Raw genomic sequence first — 1,807 nt, forward strand, 5'->3', positions numbered from 1 at the left:
ATCTGAAGTCCCAGAAAGAAGGATAGTTCTCCAAGTAACAACATTTCAAATTCATTCTGCATGTCTTTTGCAAATTTTTGGCTTAACCTGTCATCATCACTACCAAAAATAATATCATCAACATAAACTTCAATTAATAAAATATTACCTTGACTTACCTTGATGTAGAGGTTGTTGTCTGCACTTCCTTTTCTGAACCCTGCCTACTACAGATACTTATCCAGTCTGGAGTACCATGCTCTAGGAGCCTGTTTTAGACCATACAAGGCCTTCTTTAATTTACACACATAGTCTGTGTTCTCTGACAACTGAAATCCTTCTGGTTGTTCAATGTAGACTTCTTCTTCAAGTTCCCCATTCAGAAAAGATGATTTTACGTCCATCTGATATACTTTAACATTTTTGGAGCATGCATAAGCTAAAAGCAAATGGATTGCTTCCATTCTGGCAACTGGGGAAAATGTCTCTTCAAAGTCGATTCCTTCAATCTATGCATATCCTTTACATACCAATCTAGCTTTGTTCCTTGTAACTTGTCCATCTTCATTCAATTTATTCCTGAAAACCCATTTTGTGCCGATCACATTCTTATTCTTTGGTCTTGGAACCAATTCCCAAGTGTCATTTTTCTCTATTTGATCCAATTCTTCATCCATGGCCTTATTCCAAAATTCATCCTTGCTGGCTTCTTCAAAACAGTTTGGTTCAATTGTAGATAAGAGTGCTAGGTGTGTTTGTTCTGGTGAACAGATTTTTCTTCTAGTCTCAACTCCTGCATCTTTGTTTCCGATAATCTGATCTGAAGGATGATTCTTCTGTACTCATTTTCTAGGTGTCTTTGGAGATACTTGTTGAACTTGCTCTTCTACTTCTGTTGGATTCTCTTCATCTTCATCTTCCTCTTCTTCTTCTTTTTCATCTTCTTCTTTGAAAAGTTGTTCCATTGATTTGTTTTCTTCTTCCTTTGATTCTGGTCTGCCTGTTTCATCAATTGTTACGTTGATGCTTTCCACAACTTTGTTTAATCTTAGATTGTAACACTTGTATGCTTTCCTTGTACTTGAGTAACCAACAAGTATTCCTTTGTCCACACGAGAGTCAAACTTTCCCATTCTGCCATCTTCTCTTTTGATGTAGCATTTGCTTCCAAAAACTCTGAAGTGCTTCACATTTGCTGGTCTTCCTTTCCATAGCTCGTAGGGAGTTTTATCAGTGTTGTTTCTGAGCATTACTCTGTTTTGAATGTGAACTGTTGTATGCACTGCCTGTGTCCAAAAAATATCTGTCAACTTTGAATCCATTATCATTGTTCGAGCCATTTCTTGTATTGTCCTATTCTTTCTTTCTGCAACTCCATTCTGTTGAGGTGTATATGGAGTAGTCTTCTACCTTGCTATACCGCACTTCTTACATAATTCTTCAAATTAATTCCCGCAGAACTCTCCACCATTATCTGTCCTCAACACCTTGATTATTTTCTCTGTTTGATTCTCAACAAGAGCCTTAAACTCTTTAAATCTGTCAAAGACTTCAGATTTCTTCCTGAGGAAATATATCCAAGTTTTCCTCGAGAAGTCATCTATAAATGAGACATAGTACATAGATTTTCCCAATGATGGGACCGACACAGGTCCAAAAACATCACTGTGAACTAGTTGTAAAATTCCTTCTGCCCTCGTTGCACCAGAGGGGAATCTTACCCGATTCTGCTTCCCATATAGACAATGTTCACAAAAATCAAAATCCAGAGAGCCATTAGACATACCTTCAACCATACATTTACTGTGTAGTGTTCGAGGGCCCTTTT

At 37.4% G+C, this 1,807-nt stretch carries 3 protein-coding genes; all 3 read right to left on the reverse strand.

Translation table 11 applies throughout. The features are described 5' to 3' along the window. Nucleotides 1-488: 488 nt before the first annotated feature. Nucleotides 489-656, reverse strand: coding sequence for a reverse transcriptase domain-containing protein (locus NUW87_RS11975; RefSeq protein WP_269028610.1), 168 nt, complete (start codon nt 654-656; stop codon nt 489-491). Nucleotides 657-821: 165 nt separating this feature from the next. Next, entirely contained in the window at nt 822-1,319 is a 498-nt protein-coding gene (locus NUW87_RS11980; RefSeq protein WP_269028611.1) for a hypothetical protein, read from the reverse strand. A gap of 105 nt (nt 1,320-1,424) precedes the next feature. Further along, nucleotides 1,425-1,807: DDE-type integrase/transposase/recombinase (locus NUW87_RS11985; RefSeq protein WP_269028612.1), on the reverse strand; the 383-nt coding region annotated here is incomplete at its 5' end.

Origin of the sequence: Corynebacterium pilbarense, from assembly GCF_026930265.1 — a bacterium.
Taxonomy (GTDB): Bacteria; Actinomycetota; Actinomycetes; order Mycobacteriales; family Mycobacteriaceae; genus Corynebacterium; species Corynebacterium pilbarense.

Coding starts and splice junctions, on each gene's coding strand:
- NUW87_RS11975 (WP_269028610.1), bottom strand. CDS start 656: ATGGATGAAGAATTGGATCAAATAGAGAAAAATGACACTTGGGAATTG.
- NUW87_RS11980 (WP_269028611.1), bottom strand. CDS start 1,319: ATGGCTCGAACAATGATAATGGATTCAAAGTTGACAGATATTTTTTGG.